Annotated in this window: 17 protein-coding genes; 6 read left to right on the top strand and 11 right to left on the bottom strand. The window is 62.8% G+C overall.

From position 1 onward, the window contains the following. Positions 1–2: 2 nt before the first annotated feature. From ASD01_RS05730 to ASD01_RS05740, 3 genes are read right to left on the bottom strand one after another with little or no spacing between them, the layout of a single operon-like run. Positions 3–677, bottom strand: coding sequence for an HAD family hydrolase (locus tag ASD01_RS05730; protein WP_458574489.1), 675 nt, complete (start codon positions 675–677; stop codon positions 3–5). Next, entirely contained in the window at positions 674–1,927 is a 1,254-nt protein-coding gene (locus tag ASD01_RS05735) for a Tm-1-like ATP-binding domain-containing protein (RefSeq protein WP_060643629.1), read from the bottom strand. Before ASD01_RS05735 ends, ASD01_RS05730 begins: the two co-directional genes overlap by 4 nt. After that, entirely contained in the window at positions 1,927–2,709 is a 783-nt protein-coding gene (locus ASD01_RS05740; protein ID WP_034787810.1) for an IclR family transcriptional regulator, read from the bottom strand. The genes ASD01_RS05735 and ASD01_RS05740 overlap by 1 nt, the downstream gene beginning before the upstream one ends. 297 nt (positions 2,710–3,006) lie before the next feature. Here ASD01_RS05740 and ASD01_RS05745 point away from each other — a divergent pair, with 297 nt between their 5' ends. Both ASD01_RS05745 and ASD01_RS05750 read left to right on the top strand, forming a co-directional pair. Then, positions 3,007–4,458, top strand: coding sequence for an APC family permease (locus ASD01_RS05745; RefSeq protein ID WP_060643630.1), 1,452 nt, complete (start codon positions 3,007–3,009; stop codon positions 4,456–4,458). Positions 4,459–4,528: 70 nt separating this feature from the next. Beyond that, the gene (locus tag ASD01_RS05750; RefSeq protein ID WP_060643631.1) at positions 4,529–6,007 is read left to right on the top strand and encodes an aldehyde dehydrogenase; all 1,479 of its coding nucleotides are present in this window, start codon (positions 4,529–4,531) and stop codon (positions 6,005–6,007) included. Positions 6,008–6,052: 45 nt separating this feature from the next. On the opposite strand, the gene ASD01_RS05755 is transcribed toward ASD01_RS05750, so the two are convergent. After that, on the bottom strand, positions 6,053–6,955 hold the full coding sequence (locus ASD01_RS05755; RefSeq protein WP_060604378.1) for a LysR family transcriptional regulator: 903 nt from the start codon (positions 6,953–6,955) through the stop codon (positions 6,053–6,055). Positions 6,956–7,131: 176 nt separating this feature from the next. On the opposite strand from ASD01_RS05755, the gene ASD01_RS05760 reads away from it, so the two are divergent. Together ASD01_RS05760 and ASD01_RS05765 are read left to right on the top strand one after the other, a co-directional pair. Beyond that, entirely contained in the window at positions 7,132–8,859 is a 1,728-nt protein-coding gene (locus ASD01_RS05760) for an amidohydrolase family protein (protein WP_034787816.1), read from the top strand. A 164-nt stretch (positions 8,860–9,023) separates the two neighbouring features. Then, the gene (locus tag ASD01_RS05765) at positions 9,024–9,731 is read left to right on the top strand and encodes a YczE/YyaS/YitT family protein (protein WP_034787819.1); all 708 of its coding nucleotides are present in this window, start codon (positions 9,024–9,026) and stop codon (positions 9,729–9,731) included. A gap of 84 nt (positions 9,732–9,815) precedes the next feature. Here the strand turns inward: ASD01_RS05765 and ASD01_RS05770 are convergent, their stop codons facing one another. The 3 genes from ASD01_RS05770 to ASD01_RS05780 form a co-directional block, all read right to left on the bottom strand. Next, positions 9,816–11,069, bottom strand: a complete 1,254-nt coding sequence (locus ASD01_RS05770; protein ID WP_060643632.1) for a sensor domain-containing diguanylate cyclase — start codon at positions 11,067–11,069, stop codon at positions 9,816–9,818. A gap of 148 nt (positions 11,070–11,217) precedes the next feature. Beyond that, positions 11,218–11,730: a flavin reductase gene (locus ASD01_RS05775; RefSeq protein ID WP_060643633.1), complete on the bottom strand. Its 513-nt coding sequence runs from the start codon at positions 11,728–11,730 to the stop codon at positions 11,218–11,220. Positions 11,731–11,738: 8 nt separating this feature from the next. Continuing rightward, entirely contained in the window at positions 11,739–13,301 is a 1,563-nt protein-coding gene (locus ASD01_RS05780; RefSeq protein ID WP_034787827.1) for a 4-hydroxyphenylacetate 3-hydroxylase N-terminal domain-containing protein, read from the bottom strand. 94 nt (positions 13,302–13,395) lie between these two features. Between ASD01_RS05780 and ASD01_RS05785 the strand changes: the two genes are divergently transcribed. After that, the gene (locus ASD01_RS05785; RefSeq protein ID WP_034787830.1) at positions 13,396–14,274 is read left to right on the top strand and encodes a helix-turn-helix domain-containing protein; all 879 of its coding nucleotides are present in this window, start codon (positions 13,396–13,398) and stop codon (positions 14,272–14,274) included. Positions 14,275–14,310: 36 nt separating this feature from the next. On the opposite strand, the gene ASD01_RS05790 is transcribed toward ASD01_RS05785, so the two are convergent. From ASD01_RS05790 to ASD01_RS05805, 4 genes are read right to left on the bottom strand one after another with little or no spacing between them, the layout of a single operon-like run. Next, positions 14,311–15,435, bottom strand: coding sequence for a DmpA family aminopeptidase (locus ASD01_RS05790; RefSeq protein ID WP_034787986.1), 1,125 nt, complete (start codon positions 15,433–15,435; stop codon positions 14,311–14,313). A 2-nt stretch (positions 15,436–15,437) separates the two neighbouring features. After that, positions 15,438–16,325, bottom strand: a complete 888-nt coding sequence (locus ASD01_RS05795) for an ABC transporter permease (protein ID WP_234824461.1) — start codon at positions 16,323–16,325, stop codon at positions 15,438–15,440. After that, a complete protein-coding gene (locus ASD01_RS05800) occupies positions 16,276–17,175 on the bottom strand; it encodes an ABC transporter permease (RefSeq protein WP_034787833.1) in 900 nt (299 codons plus the stop codon). The genes ASD01_RS05795 and ASD01_RS05800 overlap by 50 nt, the downstream gene beginning before the upstream one ends. Position 17,176: 1 nt before the next feature. Beyond that, on the bottom strand, positions 17,177–18,268 hold the full coding sequence (locus ASD01_RS05805) for an ABC transporter ATP-binding protein (RefSeq protein ID WP_034787836.1): 1,092 nt from the start codon (positions 18,266–18,268) through the stop codon (positions 17,177–17,179). Between the two features lie 162 nt (positions 18,269–18,430). Between ASD01_RS05805 and ASD01_RS05810 the strand changes: the two genes are divergently transcribed. Continuing rightward, the gene (locus ASD01_RS05810; RefSeq protein ID WP_234852724.1) at positions 18,431–19,510 is read left to right on the top strand and encodes a polyamine ABC transporter substrate-binding protein; all 1,080 of its coding nucleotides are present in this window, start codon (positions 18,431–18,433) and stop codon (positions 19,508–19,510) included. Positions 19,511–19,533 lie beyond the last annotated feature (23 nt).

The raw sequence follows: 19,533 nt of genomic DNA on the forward strand, positions 1-19,533 counted from the left end.
GCTCATGCTCCTGTCAGTTCGAGGCCGAGCATCTGAAGCGCTCTGGCATAGCTTTCTGCGGGGCGGGTGACGTCGAAATGGACGTGAGGCAGGCCGACGGCCCGCGCACCCTCGATGTTCTTCAACTGGTCATCCACGAAGACGCAGGCTTCGCGCGGCAAACTGAGCTGGCTCAGCACCAGTTCGTAAGCGCGCGGATCGGGCTTCAGGATGTTGGTGTAGGTGGCATCGACGATAATCTCGAAGAGCTCGATCAGCGGGAAACGCTCGCGGAACGCGACGCCGTAGAAGAGGTCGAGTTCGTTGGAGAGGATGGCGAGCCGGACACCGGCCCTGTGAGCGGCAAGGATCGCGTCGCGTGCCTCGGGCCTGAGCACCAGCTCCGGTTCGGCCCCGCGCGCCCGCTGCACGAAGGTCTTCATGTCGCTCCAGTCTTCGTCGAGCAACTGTCCGACCTCGCGCGTGCGTGTCGTCCAGTAGTCCCGTTCGGTGATCTCGCGCCGCTGTATGGCGGCCCAGAGCGGGTCGGTCGCCGGATCGAAGGGGCCGCGCCACGTGAGCGTGCCCGGCGCAAGGCCAAGTGCGCGCTCGGTGACATCGTGGGTCTCGAATAGCGTTCGGGTGACGACGCCGCCGAAGTCGAGGATCAATGCCTTGTCGGTCATGTTCTTCGTCATGGCCGACCCTCGGGCACGATGCCGCGCGACACCCAGTCATCGAAGATCGCAAGTGCTGCTTTCGAGAATTCCGGGGCGTTGATGTGGCTGTCGACCTCAAGCAGCGCGACGCCTGACGGGATCGACCGGCGCATCTCGTCGATGAAGGCGTCGAGCGCCTCCGGTTCGAAGAGCGGCTCGTCGGGCTGATCCCACTCCTGAATCCCCTTGAGCGGCAGGATGAAGGCGACTTCGGCGCCGGTGCCGGCCAGTTTGCCGCCGATGACGCGAGCGATCTCGCGCCGCCCATGGGCTGACGTGGTGACCGAGCCGAGCAGCCGGTTGTGGGCGTGATAGGGGCGGTCGGCGAAGGCTTGCGGAACGGGCTGCCAAGCCGGCAGGTCGACCATGTCGACGGCGCCGGGCGCGACGATCTGGGGGATGCCGGCTCGCCCGGCATTTTCAAGCCGGTCCGGCCCTGAGGTGACGACCGTTCCGTGATGGTGGTTGCTGACCTCCTGGATGCAGAAGTCGAAGACGGCCGTGAAACCCTTCTCGGCCGCGATCGCCTCGAAAGCGCGCCCGCCCATGCCGGTCGAATGGAAGACGGCGACGTCGTAGCCGCGGCGCTCGAGTTCGGGTTTCAGGCATTTCATGTATTTGAGGCAGCTCGATCCCAGCGAGGTCATGCCGATCAGCGGCCGCGATCCATCCGGCTTTGTACCGAACCGCGCAGCACCGACGACCGCGCCGCAGGCCTGGGAGAGCACCGAGCGGCAGATGCCGTTGAGACCATAGAGCCCGCCAGCCCAGAGGATCATCATCAGATCAGGCGCGATGCGCTCGGGCGGCAAGAGGTGCGAATAGGCAATCGTCGAGACGATGAATTTCGGCACGCCGAGTGGTAGCGCCGCGGCGACGTCCAGCGCCAGGTCGGTGCCCATCGAGCCGCCGAGAATGATGACGCCATCGGCCTGGCCGGCCTCGTAGAGCGAACGGGTAAGGGCGGCGGCACCTGTTGCCATCAGCGCCATGGCGCTGTGTTCGTCGCCGCTGGATGCGATGGCCGCGATCGAGACGCCGGCCGCTTCGGCAATGTCGTGGCGCGAGTATTCAGGCTGATAGGGCGGGTCGCCGAGAATGCTGACATCCATCATCACAGGCAGTCCGCCGGCTTCGCGGATGACGGACGCCATGAACTGGAGTTCGTCGCATTTGGTGTCTCCCGTACCCACGACCAGGATATTGGGGAGACGGTTCATTGCATTCATCAGCCGGCCCTCCTTGCCAGCGGATCGGCAGCAACCTGCTCCAACCCGAAAAGTCTTTCGGAAATGCGTCTTGCCGCAGCCATAGCGGCGCGCCCCATCTGTTCCACCGTCTCCTTGTCGGCACGCGTTGCAGGTGCGGCGATAGCGATGGCGCCGACCGGCGTTGTGCCGGGCGCACGGATCGGGGCGGCGACGCTGACGACGCCGGTCTCAAGCCCGTGATGGCAGATCGAGTAGCCGCGCCGGAGCGTCTCGCCGAGCGTCTGGCGGAGTGCGGCCGGATCCGTCAGCGTGTGGTCGGTGAAGGCCTGGAGCGGTGCCGACAGGGCCGCGTCGATCTCCTTCTGCGGGCAGAAGGAGAGAAAGCCGAGCCCGGATGCAGTCGCGTGGAAGGGCAGGATGCTGCCGACGTCGACGATGACACGATGCGCCCGTTGCGAGTCCTCCACATGAATGGTCGACAGGCGGCCGGCGGCATATTCGGAGAGGTGGACGGTCTCGCCCGCAAGGCTTGCGAGTTCCCGCGCAAAAGGTGTCGCCACGCTCAGATAGGGAAAGCGCGCCTCGCGGATACGGGCGAGCCGCACCGGTGCACCGCCCAGCCGATAACGGCGCGTTTCCACGTCCTGCTCGACGAAGCCGTGTTTTTCCAGTTCGACGAGAAAGCGCCTGGCCGTCGCCTTGTCGAGCCCGCAGTGGCGGGCGATGTCGCTCAACCCCGCCTCTTTCTCAAGGCGCGAGATCGCGTCGAGCAAAGTCAAGGCCTTACCGATGGTGCTCATCCATTCCTCCGTTGTCGAGCGCCCCGTCAGTCCTCTCGCCTGTTCCCTCCTAAGGAGCGGTAGACCCGCTCTCCCGGTCGTTCTGGGTCGAGATACTTAACATGCGAAATAACTTGACAGGGCCAGATGCAATTTGCAAGTCTATATTTGAAGCTAAGGTTCAAATAATGAACCGAAAGACTTGCGCGGCAAAGACAAAAAGCAAGCCCCGCGCCTCAAGTCCGCTTCAGGGAGCAGCCGCCGGAGAGAAGGACCGGAGGCGAAAAGGCGTTCGCGCCAGCAAGGGGAGCCAAGACCATGACCAATTCGCCTGCGCCCGTGACCGGGGCAAACCAATTGCGCAAGAACGCCCTCGGCGTCGGCGCCGTCACCTTTCTCGTCGTTTCCGCCGCTGCACCGCTAACCGCGGTTGCCGGCGGCGTTCCATTGTCGATGATGCTCGGAAACGGTGCGGGCATTCCCGGCACCTTTCTGATCGTCACCGCGATCCTGCTTCTGTTCTCGGTCGGCTATGTCGCCATGGCGAGGCATATCCGCAATGCCGGCGCCTTCTATGCCTATACGGCACAGGGCCTCGGCGGGCTGATGGGGGGTGCCGCAGCGATGATCGCGATCCTTGCCTATAACGCGATGCAGATCGGCGTCTTCGGCCTCTTCGGCGCGGCAACGGCGGGGCTTTTCGCCGGCTTGGGGATCGATCTGCCCTGGTGGGTCTGGACCTTTATCGGCATCGCTGCGGTCGGCATTCTCGGTTATCGCCGCGTCGATCTCTCCGCCAAGGTGCTGACTGTCCTCGTCATCCTTGAATATCTGGTCGTGCTCGTCATCGACGTCGCGATCCTCGCCAAGGGCGGCGACGGCGGATTGACGACGGTTTCGTTCACGCCCTCGGCGATCCTCTCCGGTTCGCCGTCGATCGGCATTCTCTTCTGCTTCGCCGCCTTCATCGGTTTCGAAGCGACGACGATCTACAGCGAGGAAGCCCGCGATCCGGAGAAGACCGTGCCGCGTGCGACCTATATCTCGGTGCTGATCATCGGCATCTTCTACATGTTCACCTCGTGGCTGATGGTGAACGCCGCCGGCGCGGACAAGCTGGTGCCCGAACTGCAGGGCCTTGCCGATCCGACCACTTTTCTCTTCGGCCTCGCCGAACGCTATGCCGGCGGCTGGCTGCCGCCGTTGATGAACGTGCTCTTCGTCACGAGCCTCTTTGCCGGCGTGCTGGCGTTCCACAACGGTGTCGCCCGCTATCTCTACGTCGCCGGCCGCGAGCGCCTGCTGCCCGCCTCGATCGGCGTCACACATCCTGTCTACCACAGCCCGCATGTCGGCTCGCTGATCCAGACGGTTATTGCCGTGCTAATCGTCGCGCTCTTTGCGGCAACGGGCCAGGACCCGGTGCTGGCGCTGTTCTCCTGGCTGACCAACGTCGGCACGCTTGCGGTGATGACGCTGATGGCCTTTACCGCCTTTGCGATCGTCGCCTTCTTCAACCGCAATCCTCGGCTTGAAACGAACCCGCTGGTCACCAAGGTCATTCCCGTCGTCACCGGTCTGATCCTCGTTGCCGTCATCATCGCGATCGCGGCCAATTTCGGCGATCTCGCCGGCGCTACCGGCATGCTCGCGGTGTTCTTGCCGGGGCTCGTCGTGATCTTTGGGGTCATCGGGCTGTTCCTGGCGGCCTCGCTGAAATCGGGCAATCCGATTGAGTTCGCCCGCCTGGGTGCCGGCCAGGAGATCTGATCTCTCGGGAATATCGCTTTGGGGATGGCGGCTTGCCGCCATCCCTGCAAACCAAACGGGACAGGACACGATGCAGGACAAGATTGATCAATTGCGCAACCTGCCCGTTGCGGCCCAAAAACTGTTCATCGGGGGGCGTTGGCAGGAGAGCCTCTCCGGTCAAAGCCTCGATGTCGTCTCGCCGATCGACGGCAGGCATCTGACGACGATCGCCGACGCGGCAGCCGGTGATGTCGATGCCGCGGTCCAGGCCGCCCGCGCCGCTTTCGAGAAGGGAAGCTGGTCGAAGGCTGCCCCGGCCCAGCGCAAAAAGGTTCTCACGCGCATTGCCGAGATCATAGAGGCGCAGGCACTCGAGCTGGCCGTTCTCGGCGTACGCGACAATGGCACGGAAATCTCTATGGCGCTGAAGGCCGAACCCGGCAGTGCCGCCGGCACCTTCCGCTACTATGCTGAGGCGCTCGACAAGGTCTATGGCGAGATCGCTCCGACGGCCGACGATATTCTCGGTCTCGTGCACCGCGAACCGATCGGCGTGGTCGCCGCGATCGTTCCCTGGAATTTTCCGCTGATGATCGGCGCCTGGAAGATCGCGCCGGCGCTTGCCGCCGGCAATTCCGTCGTGCTGAAACCGGCCGAGGGCGCCTCGCTCAGCCTGCTCAAGCTCGCGGAGATCTGCGCCGAGGCCGGTCTGCCAGAGGGTGTCTTGAATGTCGTGACCGGTCGCGGCGCGACCACGGGCGAGGCGATCGGCCTTCATGGCGACATCGATGTTCTCGCCTTTACCGGATCCGGCGGCGTCGGTCGTCGGCTGCTCGAATATTCCGCGCGCTCGAACCTCAAGCGCGTCTATCTCGAACTCGGCGGCAAGTCGCCGAACGTCGTCTTTGCCGACGCACCCGACCTCGACCAGGCCGCGCGCATTTCCGCCTATGGCATCTTCCGCAACTCCGGCCAGGTCTGCGTTGCCGGTTCGCGGCTGCTTGTCGAGCGCTCCATTCACGAAGCCTTCGCCGAGAAGGTGGCAGCGATCGCAGGATCCGTGAAGGTCGGCGACCCGCTGTTTCTTGCGACCGAGGCCGGCGCGATTTCGAGCGAGGTTCAACTCAAGAAGAACCTCGATTTCGTCAGAGAGGCCGAGGCTGAAGGTGCAAGGTTGCGCTCCGGCGGCAAGCGCATCCTCGAGGAGACTGGCGGTTATTACATGCAGCCGACCGTTTTCGACGTTCAGCCGGATATGAAGCTGGCGAAGGAGGAGGTCTTCGGCCCCGTGCTTGCGGTCATACCGTTTGATGACGAGGTCGACGCACTCCGGATCGCCAACGCGACCGACTACGGTCTGGCGTCGGCCGTCTGGACTGCGAACCTGTCGCGCGCGCACCGCATGGTGCGCGGCATCCGCGCCGGCGTGGTGCACGTCAATACCTATGGCGGCGCCGACAACACAGTGCCGCTCGGTGGCGTCAGGCAGTCCGGCAATGGTCACGACAAGTCGCTGCACGCGCTCGACAAATACATCGATCTGAAGACCGCCTGGATTCAGCTCTGACCCCCGGGACGACAAACCGTATCGGCGTTGGGCCGGGTAAGCCGGCTATTCCATCGTCGCCCGCAAGGCCCGGATGATCTCTTCGGCAAACATGGCGGCGGCCAGGCCGTGGCCGCGTCTTTCCCGCTGCACCAGCGAAAGCACGTTCTTTGCAAAAGTCCGGTCGCGGATTTGAAGATATGTCAGCACGCCGTTTCGTTGTTCCTCGGTAATGTCGAACTTGCTGAGGAAAGCGATGCCGTCGCCGGCCGCGGCCAGGAACTTCATCGCCTCGATGGAATTGGTGAGATAGCTCGGCTCGACTGTCAGCCCGGCCTCAGCGAAGGCGTCGGCGACGATGCCATGGATCTGCATCGACTTGTCGGCAAAGATCAGCGGGTAGGGCTGGCAATAGGCCAGCGGCAATGATTCCATGCCGGCGAGCGGGTGTTCCGGAGCAACGACCGCGCCGAGGCGGGTGTCCATCTTCCAGAGTGTCTCGACCTGCGGCGTCGGCGGGAGACTGAAGGCAAAGCCGAGGTCGGCCTCGCCACCGGCCACCGCCTGAACGATCTCGCGGGCGAACATCACCCGGATCGTGATCTTGAGGCGTGGATGCCGTGCGCCGAAGATCGCAGCCACCTTCGGCACGATGCCGCCGGCAAGGCCGTTCATTGTGGCGATGATCACCTCGCCGCTCTGCAGCGCCTTGATATCGCGAATCTCGGCTTCGACCTGGCTGTATTCCTTCATGGTCCGGCGCACATGCGCGACGAGGATTTCGCCGGCCGGCGTCAGCCTGAGGCCGCGCGGCAGCCGCTCGAACAGCGGCTCGCCGATATCCTCCTCAAGCTGCAACACATGCTTGTTGATGGCCGAGGCAGCGACGTTCAGCCGTTCGCTCGCCCCGCGAATCGAGCCTGAGCGCGCCACCTCGTCGATATAGCGCAGCACGCGTGAATGCAGCATGGTCTTCCCCATTTAATCGTTCTCGAAAAGCGAACGGTACGAGCAGAAAATACTGCTTTTCGGAAGCGGTGCAATGACTTCTTATGGTTGGCGAGGGGCGCGCTGCCGGCACTGCACCCGCTGAATATGGCGGGTTATGGGCAGGCGCCGACGACTCTGAAAGTGGAGGACTATTCGTGAACCAGACTGAAGCCGCGCATTACGAAAAGGTGCGCGCCATCTTCGATATCCTGAACGGCGAGCGGGAGGCGGATCTTCTTTTGAAGAACCTGAACATCCTCGATGTTCATGGAGAGACCGTCTACCAGGGGTCCATTCTCGTCTACGACAAGCGCATCGTTGCGCTCAACCCCGACGAGACCGTCTTGAAGGTCAAGCAAGTCTTCGACGGCAAGGGCCTCTATGCGATCCCCGGCCTGATCGACGCGCATATCCATTTCGAATCCCAGCTCGCGCACCCGACGGCGCTCGCCGAGGCGATGGTTCCCTGCGGCACGACGACGATCTATGCCGAGTGCCTGGATCTGCTCAGCGCCGCCGGCAAGGAAGGCATCGAAGCGGCCGAGAGCCTTTTCCGGGATTACGAGCAGCTGCCCTATCGGCTCTATGCCTTCGCACCGGGCAAGAAGACGGCGGCATCGGTGACGGAAGCGGTGCTCAAGTTGGAACCGGTGATCGGCCTCGGGGAGTTCGAGCACTTCACCTACAGTTCCGGCAACGACGACGATTTCCGCAAGGCGGCCTGGGTCCGCGCCAAGGGTGGCTTTATGAACGGCCACTGGGGCGTCACCGCGCTCTCCGACATGATCCTCAACTACCTGCCGGCGATCGGCGTCTCCAACAATCACGACGTCTGGAACGAGAAGGATATCGAGAAGAGCATTCGCTACGGCTTCCCGACGCACATCAAGTTCGGGGTCGGCAGCAGCGAGGTGATCAAGGTGCTGTTGCGCGCGATCGTTGACCGCAAATGGCCGACCGACAATTTCATGCTCTGCACCGACAACATCTCGATCGAGCGACTGCTCACCATGGGCCATATGGACTGGATCATTTCGCTCTCAGCCGAAATGGGCATCAACCCGATCCACGCGATCAAGATGGCGACCTACAACACCGCGCGTTCTTTCCACATGGAAGACAAGATCGGTTCGCTGACGCCCGGCCGGTTCGCCGATATCGTCTTGACCGACAGCCTGTCGAAGATCAATCCGCTCTACGTGTTCAAGGATGGCGAACTGGTCGCAAAAGACCGCAAGCTGCTGAAGAATGCCGACATCGACTATTCCGGCATGTGCAAGGACGGCGTTTCCGGCCTCGCCGATCTCTCGCCGGAGCAACTGGACATCGTGCCCCTGGAAGTGTCGGAAGACGGCACGCAGGCCAAGGTCTATTTGTTCGATGTCTACGGCCGCGGCCACGCCAAATTCTACCAGGAAATCTGGGTTCCGCTGAAGGATGGCAAGGTCGTTGCCGAGCATGAGGGCAAGAAGATGAGCCGGCTGTCGGTCGTCCAGCGCTATGCCGACGGCAAACGCCATGTGGTGAACGGGCTTTTCAAGGGCGTTCATGTCGATCGTGGCGCAGTGGCGACCTTTTGGCCGGCGCCGAAGCCCTATTTCGTCGTCGTCGGTCAGGACAGCGCCGAGATGTGCCATTGCCTCAAGCGGGTCGATACCCATGCCGGCGCCTGCATCGTCACCGACGACAGGGTGGAAAAGGCCGTCATGCCGCTGGAGATCTACGGGGTCATGGCGAACATGAGCGTCGAGCAACTGACGGCCAGTGCCGCTGCGATCGATGCGGCGCTCGAAGCTCTTGGCAACCGCAACGAAGGCGAACCGGTGGTCAACAAGCTGCTCAGCCTGTTCATCTCGTTGCACCGGTTCCGCTTCATGGCCTAGAGCCATTCAGAAAAAGGAGACGGGCGTTTCGGCGTCCGTCTGCCTGGAAAGTGGCGTGCTTCCGCGACAATGGGCGGACATGCCGAAAGATTTAAAAGCGCATCGCTGAGGGGGCGATGGGCCGGCGGGGTAAGGAGCTCCGCCTCGTTTCGAGGGAGGAAACAATGGCACACAATGCGGCGGAAGCCGAAATCGTCGATACCGGCAGCCTGACGCGGCGCTGGATCATGTATGTCGTCGGCATCTATGTGCTGACCTTCGGTGTCAGCCTGGCGATCCGCGCCGGCATCGGCATTTCACCCCAGAGCAGCCTGACGCGGACCATGACGCTGGTCTATCCGCCCTTCAGCCAGGGCACCTACAACTTCATGCTCGAACTGATCATGCTGTTCCTGACCTATCTGGTCCTGCCCAAGGACTTCAAGCTCAAGAACTTCGCCTCGCTGATCCCGGCTTTCGTGCTGGCGGTTTTCCTGGACTTCAACCTGGGGATCACCGAGTTCATCAAGCTCGAGGCCTATCCGCTGCGGGTGGCGCTGCTGGTCTTTGCCGATGCGGCGCTGGCCTTCGGCCTGTTCCTGATGATCCGCGCCAATCTGGTGCTGATGCCGATCGACATGTTCGTCAACACCATCTTCAAGCGCACCGGCTGGAAGTGGGGCAACATCAAGACCGGCTTCGACTGCACGCTGCTGGTTCTGTCGGCCTGTATCGGTCTGCTCTTCCTCGCAGAGGTCAAGTTCATCCGCGAAGGCACGATCCTGAACGCCATTCTCGTCGGTCAGTATATCAAGCTCTACTTCTTTCTGTTCAGGAAGTTCCAGGGCAAGGCGACACCTTCGCCGAAAGGCCTGGAAGCGGCCGCGGAATAGCATCCCGCGCGAAGAAGCGATAAGGGGCGCCCAACCGGCGCCCCTTCATCATGTGTCGTGATCTCTGCTTACGGGCGAACAGGCTTATCCGAAAGCGAGTTCGAGGTTCTGCCGGTCCCGTGCCACCACCTGGCACTTGGTTTCGAAACCGTCGCCGGCGACCACCAGAACGAGTTCCGGTGGTATGCCGGCGGAATTCGAGACCGTAACCGCCGCGCCATCGGCGCCCAGCGACCGGATGGTGCAGTCGATCCGTGAATGCCTGTCGTCGAAGAGAATGGTTCCGGCCTTCAGCACGCGCTGGCGCGGACCGAGCGGATAGCGGGCTTCGAGACTGCTCCATTCGACGCAGCGGTTTCGTCCGCCGGCCTTGGCGAGATACATCGCCGCATCCGCCTGGGCGAGCAAGGTGGCGTTATCCCTGCTATTGGCCGAAAGGGCGGCGGTGCCGAAGCTCGCAGTCACCGCGAGCTGGCCGAATTCACCGTGGATCGTCTGAGCGGCGATCGCTGCCCGCAGTTTTTCCGCCGCCGTCAGCGCGCCTGTCGCGTCGACATGCGGCAGCATGACGGCAAATTCCTCGCCGCCGAGCCGCCCAAAGAGGTCGCTTGCTCGCAGATTGGACTGGCAGATGGAGGCAACGGCCTTCAAGACCTCGTCTCCTGCCGCATGCCCGTGTGTGTCGTTGACCCGCTTGAAATGGTCCACATCGAGGACGATGCAAGACAGGTCATGCTGGTGCCGCACCGCGAGCGAGATCAGCTTGTCCGCTTCCTCGCGGAAGGCGCGCCGCGTCAGCGTCCCGGTCAGTCCATCCGTCGCGGCCGAGCGGAGCAGATCGATCCGGTCCATCGCCACGCCAGCCAACTCCATCAGGATCGCAAGATCCGTCTCAGTGAACTGTCGTGGCGCGCGATCGATCGCGCACACGGTCCCGACTGTATGCCCGTCCCGCGTCTTCAGCGGGACGCCTGCGTAGAACCGAACATGTTCGGGACCGGCCACGGCCGGGTGCTGCGAAAAGCGTGCATCCTTCGTGGCGTCGTGGACGACGAGAGGCTCCTCGGCGACGACGACATATCGGCAGAAGGTCTCTTTGCGCGGGACCTCGTCGGCCGAAAGGCCGGAGCAGGCCTTGTACCATTGGCGATGTGCATCGACCAAGGAGACGATGCCGATCTCTATGGAGAAGACCTGTTTGATCAGCCGTACGACCCGTTCAAGGCCTTCATCCCTTGGCGTGTCGAGGATATCGAGATGTCCAAGGGCGGCCAAGCGATCGAATTCCCTGCCTTTCGCGTCCGTCGTCGGACGTCCGGCTGGCTCAGCAACCACCATTCCGTTTTCCTTTCTCATTCCACGCCCGGCAATAGACGCGTTTTAGGGAAAAAACAAAAGGCGCTGAACAGCAACTGGATGTGGATTGCGCCGGCTCTGTGGCGAAGGATGCCGTGTTTGCACCGAACCAGCGACGCTGCGTCCGTGCTTACCCGCCGAAACTTCCGAGCTGCGTCGGCACGTGTACATAGTTGCGGTCGAAGTAGAGCAGCGCATTACCATCGCTGCGCGAGCGGATGCCGACGACCCGGCCGATGAGGATATGGTGCGTTCCCAAGAGCCGCGCCTCGGCCAGTTCGCAGTCGAGCGAAACGATCGCATTCTTGACGGCGAAGCTGCCCGATTGCATCTCGACCCAGTCGGTGGCGGCATAGCGCGCGGCCATGTCCTGCGTCGCGCCGGCGAAATGGCCGGCGAGATCCCGATGGTCGTGGCTGAGCACGTTGACGCAAAAGCGCCTGTTGTCGATGAACAGCCCGCATTGGGTGGAGTTCCGGTTCATGCAGACAAGCAGCGTCGGCGGCTCGTCGGTTACCGAGCACATGGCGGTGGCCGTGAACCCGCCGCGTCCGGCGGGTCCGTTGGTGGTGATGACGTTGACCGGCGCGCAGACCCGCGCCATCGCATTGCGAAACTCGGTCTTAGAAACGAGCGGTTCCATGGCCGGCCTCACTCGGCTGCGCTGCGAAGGGTGGCGTTGTCGTCGAGCGGCGGCAGCCAGGTATTGCCGGTCCAGCCGTTCTCGTCGTAGTCGGCCATGCACTGATCGACGAGCGCCTCCATCTCCTTCAGACGCCCGCCGCGCTCGGCGCCCTTTAACACCTGCAGCCGCACCTCTTCGGGTGCACCGGCATAGTTGAGTTCGTAAAGCGCGTGCCGCCCGCCAAACTCGGTGCCGGTCGCGTCCCAGAGCAGCTTCATGATCTTGATGCGCTCGATATGGCCCATATCGTTGGAGCCGCGCACATATTGCGCCAGATAACGATCGATCTCGGGATTGCCGAAATCGCGCGCCGAGGAGGGCAGGTAGATCAGGCCGGAGGCGACGACCCTGCGGATCGTCTCGACGACGCGCGGATAGGCCTCCGACATGAAGGTGCGGTAGGAAAGCGCAGCTTCGAGATTGGGCAGCACCGCGCCGTCGGCCCAGGGAATGGGGTTATGCGCCATGGCGTTGGAGAAGCTCCAGAACATGTGTCGAAGGGCAATGACCTCGCCGAGCGCCGCCTGGTTGCCGCGGAAGGCGTCGCCGCCGGTCGCCCTCAAAGCCTTGGCAAGCAGGCCGGCGAGGAAGTCGAGTTTCACCGCGAAGCGGGTGCAGCCCTGGAAGCAGTAGCCGTGCATGAAGCCGGAGGCCGGGTGGAAGGAGAGGATCTTGGCGGCGTCGCGCAGCACCAGAACATCCTCCCAGGGCACGAAGACATTGTCGAGCACCAGGATCGCGTCATTCTCGTCGAAGCGCGACGACAGCGGATAGTCGAAGGGATGGCCGACCGTGTTGGCCGTCTGCTCGTAGGAGACCCGGCAGAACATCTTGATGCCCGGCGCGTTCATCGGAACGATGAACATGACGGAGAGCGAGGGATCCTCGGTCGCCGTCGCCGAGCTCTGTGCGAGGAAATTGTAGTGCGTCAGCGCAGAGGAGGTTGCGACCACCTTGGCGCCGGAGACGTAGATGCCGGCATCCGTTTCCTTGGTGATGTGGACGAACACGTCCTTCACCGCATCCGCCGGCTTGTGGCGATCGATCGGCGGATTGACGATCGCATGGTTCATGAAGAGGGCGGCTTCCTGGGCGCGTCGGTGCCACGCGAGCGCATTGTCCTTGAACGGCCCGTACCAGTTGGCATTGGCGCCCAGCGTGTTCATCAGCGCCGCCTTGTAGTCGGCGGTGCGGCCCATCCAGCCATAGGACATGCGTGCCCACTCGGCGATCGCGCCTTGCTGTGCCGCAAGATCGGAGGAGGAGCGGGCGACGCGGAAGTATTTGTGGGTGTAGCCGCCCGAGCCCGTGTCGGTCGGTGACGTCAGGATATCCTTCTTCGCCGGGTCGTGCAGCGCGTCATAGAGCCTTGCGAGCGACCGGGCGGAATTGCGCATCGCCGGATGGCTGGTGACGTCGTGGACGCGCTCGCCATTGATATAGACTTCGCGGCCGTCGCGCAGGCTTTCCAGATATTCGGCGCCGGTGAAGGGCCGCGCCCTGTCGGCGCGGAAATCCTCTGCTCTCATTTTCTCCTCCTTGAGTTTCGTCAAGGCTAGGCGTTGAAATCGGCAGCGGCCATGGACAGAATGGCAAAATGACTTGGACTTTTTCGGGTGGAGCATGAGCAGCAGCATTCCAAGTTTCTTCGTCTATGGCGAACCGGAGCAGAAGGTCGAGCCCGGGTTCTTCCATGTCGAGACGGTGATGGCGCGGCGGAACCTGCATCAGGGCCAGGTCAAGGCGCACAAGCACGACCAGATGGGACAGATCACCTACTGGCTGAGCGGCGGGGGAACTTACTTCATCGACGACAAGCCTTTGGACTTTTCCGCACCCGCCATCAGCTTCGTGCCGAGCGGCATCGTGCACGGGTTTTCGGTCGATCCAGAGACGAGCGACGCGATCGTCGTCTCGATTGCCGATGGTGCGCTGCTCTCCATCCGCGAGCAAACGACGCTGGGGCTCGATACGCCGATGATGATCCGTGGCGACGGTGAAGACCGGCATTGGCGCCGTCTTGCGGAACTGCTCGATATCGTCGCTGATGAGTACGCCTGCGGTGCCACGGGCGCGCAGCGGATGCTGGCGTCTCTGGTCGCCGCCGTGCTGACCCAGATCGCCCGCCTGGCAGCCGCAGCACCGCCCACCGCCCAGCCGACACAGGCGATGCTGGCCACGGAACTGCGCCGGCTCATCGATCTGCGTTTCCGCGAGAACTGGAGCGTCGGGCACTACACCGATGCGCTCGCCACGACGCCGCACCTGCTTGCCAAGGCGAGCAGGGATGCCTTCGGCATGCAGGTGAAGGAACTGATCAACGAGCGGCGATTGCTTGAGGCCAAGCGCCTGCTGCTCTTTACGGTCCGGCCACTCGAAGACATTGCCTATGAGATCGGCTTTGCCGACGCCGCCTATTTCTCGCGCTTCTTCCGCCTGAGGGTCGGCGAAGCCCCGAGCGACTGGCGCCGTGCGCGGTTGAACTCGCCTGGAGCCGGCTAAGTCACCGGCTCCGAGAGGTATCGCCAAGTCCGTCGGTTATCGGCCATAGGCCCGCATAACCGCCATCAGAGGCTCATGCCGGATCGCCTGGATCTTGAAGCGATCATGGGCTGTACCGCCGGAATCTTCGGCCGCGATCATCGCGTTCACCACTGCTTCTTCGACGCTGTCGACGGTCGCGAGATAGACGGGGTCAAGCAGCTCGTCGTTGACGATTTCCAGCGACAGTCGCGGCGGCGCCCTGTGGGCCATCGGCTGGGTGTTGGCTGTGGAGAAGGCGAGGAAGATGTCGCCGGAATTGTTGCCGCCGGGCGTGCCGTTGCGGCCGATGCCGATCGCCGCCCGTCGCGCCAGGCGCTTGAGTTGATGCGGTGCCATCGGCAGGTCGGTCGCGATCACGACGATGATCGAGCCGCGCTCCTGCATCTGGCTTTGCGGCGTGCCGTCGCGCATGTGTTCGCCGACCGGAACGCCGCGGATCGTTAGCCAGTCGCGTTGCCCGTGATTGGCTTGGACCAGCGTGCCGATCGTGTAGTCGCGGCCGCCGAATTCAACGACGCGCGAGGCGGTGCCGGTGCCGCCCTTGAAGCCATAGGCGATCATGCCGGTGCCGCCACCACAATTGCCTTCCTGGACCGGGCCGGACGCGGCAGCGTCGAGTGCGGCGTGCACATCGGCTTCCGTGATCGGCTGGCCGTTGATGTCATTCAAAACGCCGTCATAGGTTTCGGCGACCACCGGCATCAGCCAGAGGAAATCATCGGTGTCGTAGGTCGTCCTGTAGCGCTCCAGCATCCATTGGATGGTGGCGTGGTGGGTCATGCCGACCGCATGGGTGTTGGTGATCATCACGGGTCCGAGGAAGAAGCCGCCGTCCTCGATCCAGTGGGTGCCGGTCATTTCGCCGTTGCCGTTGAAGCGGTGCACCCCGGCATAAACCGGGACCGGTGTTTCCGATCCGGCATGCGGCAGGATGGCGGTGACGCCGGTGCGCACCGGGCGCTTTCGGCCGGGTCGCGGCGTTTGCTCCTCGATAGTGCGGAAGCCGACGGCAATGCCTTCGACATCCGTGATGGCGTTGAAGCGGCCGGTGCGGCCGGCAAAGGGCAGGCCGATATCGCGGGCGCGGGCGCTGGAGGGCGTAGAGGTTTTGTCGTTCATGATCATTTCTGCCGGGAGCGAAGGTAAAGGCCGAGCGAGGCGACGACGAAGGAGAAGGTCAGCATCATCACGGCGATGGCGTTGATCTCCGGTTTGATGCCGCGCCGAAGCATGGAGAAGATGAACATCGGCAGCGTCGTGACATCGACGCCGGCGATGAAATAGGTGATGACGAGATCGTCCATCGAGATGATGAAGGCGAGCAGCGCGCCGCCGACGATCGCCGGGAAAAGCTGCGGCAGCACCACCCGACGAAAGGTCATCCATTCGTTGGCGCCGAGGTCGGCCGACGCGTGTTCCAACGTGCGATCCATGCCGGCAAGGCGGGCCGAGACGACGATGAAGACGTAGGAGATCAGGAAGGTGCACTGGCCGATGATGATCGTCGTCAGGCCCAGCCGGATGCCGGAATTGACGAAGAAGATCAGGAGCGCGATGCCGAGCACGATATCCGGCATCAGCATCGGCATGAACATCACCACCCGGTAGAAGCGCTGGCCGACAAATTCGAAGCGGTAGAGCGCAATCGCGATCGCCGTGCCGAAGACGGTTGCAATGGCCGTTGTCGAGGCGGCGATGACCAGGCTGTTCCACACCGCCTGCAGCAGCTGCCCCGTCGATTCGATGTAGAGCGCGCTCTCGGAGACCTTGGTCTTGAAGCCGAGAACCTGAGCGTACCATTCGGTGGTGAACCCGGTCCAGGTCATCATGTTCACCGGATTGGCGTTGAACGAATAGACGGCGATGACCACGAGCGGGATGTAGATGAAGGCGAAGAACAAGCCGGTGTAGGCAAGCAGGCCACCGGTAAAAAGGGATCGAGCGATCTTCATGGGCGCCTCACCGTGCCAGTGCGGCGGCAGCGCCGCGCCGTCCGGAAAGGATGACATGGGCGATCATCATGATCAGCATGACGCTCATCACCATCATCGCCAGTGCTGCACCGAAGGGCCAGTTGCGGGCGGCGAGGAACTGCTGCTCGATGAGGTTGCCGAACATCATCACCTTGGCGCCACCAAGCACCGCCGGCACGACGAAGTTGCCGAGCGCCGGGATGAAGACGATGACGGAGCCGCCGGCGATGCCGGGTGCGGTCAAGGGCAGGATGATGCGCAAGAAGGTGCGCACGGGGCCGGCGCCGAGATCGAGCGAGGCGCGCACCAGCGTCCAGTCGAGTTTCTCGACGCTGGCATAGACGGGCATGAACATGAAGGGAATGAACACATAGGTCATGCCGAGGATGATCGCGCCCTTGGTGTAGATCAGGTCGAGCGGCCGTTCGATCAGCCCCGTGGATAGAAGCACTTCGTTGACGAGGCCGGTCTGGCGCAGGATCAGCACCCAGACGAACAGCCGCACGATCAGACTGGTGAAGAAGGGCAGTGTGATCAGGAACAGGCAGAAGTTCTTCCAGCGGTCGGAAAGCCGGGCGATGCAGAAGGCCGCGGGGTAGCAGACGAGGAGGGTCGCGAGCACCGTAAGGGCCGCGATCTCGATCGAGCGCAGGAAGATCGCGATGTAGATCGGATCGAACTCCTCGAACATCGGATCGGCGAAGCCGAGAATGCGGCCGAAATTATGCGGGTAGAAGGTCCATTCCACCCCGCCATAAAGGCCGGGTGCGAGAAAGCTGGTCACGATCATGATCGCGAGCGGCCCGAGGAAGAAGACGGCGAGAAAGGCCGAGACGGGCCCGAGCAGGAGTGCAAGCTGGAAGCGGCGGCGACTGGCGATCGTCATCTTAGGCACCTGCGCTTTCGCCAATCAGGTGCACGGCGGCTGGATCATAGGCAAGTCGCGCCTTACGGGTCTGCTCGACCGTGCCAACGAGGCTGCGGCGGTTGGCCGGAATCTCGGCGACGACCTTGCGGCCCTCGGCGGTGCGACCGAACAGCTCGAAGGTGGAGCCGACGAAGACGATCTGGTCGAGATCGACGTCGATCGTCGGGAAGGGAGCGTTGTCCTCGGCGAGGAAGAACTGTTCCGGACGGATCAGCGCCGTTGCCTCTGCCGAAATCTTCCGCTCGCAGGGCCGGTGGCGGATCGCCATGCCGTCAGCCGTCATCAACCGGTCGCCGTCGAGCCTGCCTTCGAACAGATTGCTGGCGCCGATGAACGTTGCAACGAACGTGTTGACCGGATGGTCGTAGATGGCGCGAGGCGTATCGAGCTGCTGGATGCGCCCGCCTGATAGCACGGCAACGCGATCCGACATCGTCAGCGCTTCCTGCTGGTCATGGGTGACGAAGATGAAGGAGATGCCAAGCTCGTTCTGCAGCGTCTTGAGTTCGATCTGCATGGCCTGGCGCAGGTTCTTGTCGAGCGCCGACAGCGGTTCGTCGAGCAAAAGCAGCTTCGGCCGGGCGATGATGGCGCGGGCGAGCGCCACCCGCTGCTGCTGGCCGCCGGAGAGCTGGCGCGGCTTGCGTGCTTCCATGCCTTCGAGCCCGACCATCTTCAGGGCGGACGCGACCTTTTCCCGGCGCTGCGGCTTGGCAACGCCCGCCACCTCCAGCGAGTAGGCGACGTTTTCGCCGACGGTCATATGTGGAAACAGCGCGTAGTTCTGGAAGACGGTGTTGACCGGGCGACGATAGGGCGGCCGGTCGGTCATGTCCTCGCCGTCGATCAGGATCGAGCCGCCGTCGAGTTCGACGAAGCCGCTGATCGCCTGCAGCAGTGTGGTCTTGCCGCAACCGGAGGGACCGAGCAAGGTCAGGAATTCGTTGCGGCGGACATCGAGATTTATACGGTCGAGAGCGGTCACGGTGCCGCCTTCCGGAGTGGTAAAGGCCTTGCTCGCCTCCACCAGCCGGACGATGGAATTCTGCATACTTCTGTTCCCCAAAATGTTATGCAAATAACGCTTGTGCGTTTTCGATATATGGATACCATTTGCCTATCGGAGTCAACGGCCACGAGAAGCCGTGATCCGGAAGCGGCCGGTCAAGATCGTGTCAGGCCGTCCGGCCAGAACCATCAGAGGAGAATTTCGATGACGATGACAAACGGGACGACCCGCGGGGGCAGGAGAGCCTTCGCGACCCGTGCGCGCACAGTGGCACTGTCCCTCGCGACGCTGACAGCCCTTTTCGGCACGGCGCAAGCGGCCGAGCTCAACATCTACAACTGGGGCGAATACATCAATCCGGCTGTCCTCAAGAAGTTCGAGGAGGAGACCCAGATCAAGGTCAACCTCTCGACCTATTCCTCCAACGAGGAGATGCTGGCGAAGATCCAGGGTGGCGCCACGGGTTACGACATCGTCTTCCCGTCGGTGCACATGCAGGACATCATGGCCAAGCTCGACCTGCTCGAAAAGACCGACATCAACACCTATGAGGGCTTCAAGAACATCGACCCGACGTTCCTGCGCGCCAAAAGCGACCCGAAGGGCGAATATTGCCTGCCCTATGCCTTCGGTACGGTCGGTATCCTTTATAACCGCACGCTGCTCGGCAAGGACGTGACCGGCTGGCGCGACCTGATCGAAACCGTGAAGGCCAAAGGCCTGAAATTCACGCTGCTTGACGACATGCGCGAGGTGCTGTCGGTCGGCCTCATCCTCAATGGCCACAAGGTCAATTCCACCGACCCTGCCGAATTGCAGCAGGCGGCCGATACGATCATCGCCATGAAGCCGGATGTCGCCGCCTTCACCTATGACACCCGCCCGATGGTCGCGGCCGGCGATGTGGCGGCCGGTCATTTCTTCGTCGGCTCGATGGTCGACGTCTTCGGCAATCCGAAGGATCTCGGCTACGTGATCCCGGAGGAAGGCGCGACGATGTATCAGGAGGATATCTGCGTTCTGAAGACCGCGCCGAACAAGGAGAACGCCGTAAAGTTCATGCAGTTCTACACGCGTCCCGAAGTGGCGGCGCTCAACATCGAGCAGCAGACGAACGGCACGGCCAACGTGCCTGCGCGGCAATTGACCCCCGAGCAGATCAAGAATAGCAAGGAAATCAACCCGCCGCCGGAAACCATGCAGAAGCTGCAGATCTTCGAAGATCTCGGCCCCGGCGTGCGCCAGCTCGATCGGGTCTGGACGAAGGTGAAGACGGCGCAATAAACAGGCGATGCGACGGAGCGGGA

The sequence above is a fragment of the Ensifer sp. Root423 genome (genome assembly GCF_001426275.1).
Classification (GTDB): domain Bacteria; phylum Pseudomonadota; class Alphaproteobacteria; order Rhizobiales; family Rhizobiaceae; genus Ensifer; species Ensifer adhaerens.

Bases quoted from the DNA above. Each gene is read 5' to 3' on its own strand.
- ASD01_RS05795 (WP_234824461.1), bottom strand. From the start codon at position 16,325: ATGTCATCCTTTCCGGACGGCGCGGCGCTGCCGCCGCACTGGCACGGT.
- ASD01_RS05730 (WP_458574489.1), bottom strand. From the start codon at position 677: ATGACGAAGAACATGACCGACAAGGCATTGATCCTCGACTTCGGCGGC.
- ASD01_RS05780 (WP_034787827.1), bottom strand. From the start codon at position 13,301: ATGAGAGCAGAGGATTTCCGCGCCGACAGGGCGCGGCCCTTCACCGGC.
- ASD01_RS05800 (WP_034787833.1), bottom strand. From the start codon at position 17,175: ATGACGATCGCCAGTCGCCGCCGCTTCCAGCTTGCACTCCTGCTCGGG.
- ASD01_RS05775 (WP_060643633.1), bottom strand. From the start codon at position 11,730: ATGGAACCGCTCGTTTCTAAGACCGAGTTTCGCAATGCGATGGCGCGG.
- ASD01_RS05735 (WP_060643629.1), bottom strand. From the start codon at position 1,927: ATGAATGCAATGAACCGTCTCCCCAATATCCTGGTCGTGGGTACGGGA.
- ASD01_RS05745 (WP_060643630.1), top strand. From the start codon at position 3,007: ATGACCAATTCGCCTGCGCCCGTGACCGGGGCAAACCAATTGCGCAAG.
- ASD01_RS05755 (WP_060604378.1), bottom strand. From the start codon at position 6,955: ATGCTGCATTCACGCGTGCTGCGCTATATCGACGAGGTGGCGCGCTCA.
- ASD01_RS05805 (WP_034787836.1), bottom strand. From the start codon at position 18,268: ATGCAGAATTCCATCGTCCGGCTGGTGGAGGCGAGCAAGGCCTTTACC.
- ASD01_RS05765 (WP_034787819.1), top strand. From the start codon at position 9,024: ATGGCACACAATGCGGCGGAAGCCGAAATCGTCGATACCGGCAGCCTG.
- ASD01_RS05785 (WP_034787830.1), top strand. From the start codon at position 13,396: ATGAGCAGCAGCATTCCAAGTTTCTTCGTCTATGGCGAACCGGAGCAG.
- ASD01_RS05770 (WP_060643632.1), bottom strand. From the start codon at position 11,069: ATGGTGGTTGCTGAGCCAGCCGGACGTCCGACGACGGACGCGAAAGGC.
- ASD01_RS05810 (WP_234852724.1), top strand. From the start codon at position 18,431: ATGACGATGACAAACGGGACGACCCGCGGGGGCAGGAGAGCCTTCGCG.
- ASD01_RS05740 (WP_034787810.1), bottom strand. From the start codon at position 2,709: ATGAGCACCATCGGTAAGGCCTTGACTTTGCTCGACGCGATCTCGCGC.
- ASD01_RS05790 (WP_034787986.1), bottom strand. From the start codon at position 15,435: ATGAACGACAAAACCTCTACGCCCTCCAGCGCCCGCGCCCGCGATATC.
- ASD01_RS05750 (WP_060643631.1), top strand. From the start codon at position 4,529: ATGCAGGACAAGATTGATCAATTGCGCAACCTGCCCGTTGCGGCCCAA.